This is a genomic window from Mesorhizobium sp. M7A.F.Ca.MR.362.00.0.0 (genome assembly GCF_004023175.1).
In the GTDB taxonomy this organism is placed as follows: domain Bacteria; phylum Pseudomonadota; class Alphaproteobacteria; order Rhizobiales; family Rhizobiaceae; genus Mesorhizobium.
Genome location: NZ_RZTF01000918.1, coordinates 1 through 453 on the forward strand (window position 1 = coordinate 1; position 453 = coordinate 453).

At 59.6% G+C, this 453-nt stretch carries 1 protein-coding gene; it reads left to right on the forward strand.

Features of this window, described 5'->3' with window-relative positions:
* A partial coding sequence (locus EOC06_RS38520) for a TrbI/VirB10 family protein (RefSeq protein ID WP_281062150.1) occupies positions 1-453 on the forward strand: 453 nt, incomplete at both ends.

Sequence of the window (453 nt, forward strand, 5' to 3'; positions counted from 1 at the left end):
CCGCCACGACAACGAACGGAATCTCCACCGCGACGACGACTAGTGCTGCGTCCGACCTATATGCGGCAGCTCTGCGCGCTGGTCTCGGCGGGCAGAATGTCGATCCAAATGCCCAGAAGGCCAAGGAGGATTTCTTCAACGCGGACCTCAAGGAGCTTGGCTACCTGCCGAACCGTGTTGTGCCGCAGCAGTCACCATATGAGCTCAAGCGTGGCTCGGTTATTCCCGCGACATTGATCACCGGCATCAATTCCGACCTTCCCGGTCGCATCACCGCCCAGGTGAGCCAGAACGTCTATGATTCAGCAACTGGACATCGCCTTTTGATCCCACAGGGAACGAAGTTGTTCGGACGCTACGACAGCAAGGTGTCGTTCGGCCAGAGCCGCGTGCTCGTCGTCTGGACGGACATCATCTTCCCGAACGGCTCCACGCTCCAGATCGGCGGCATGG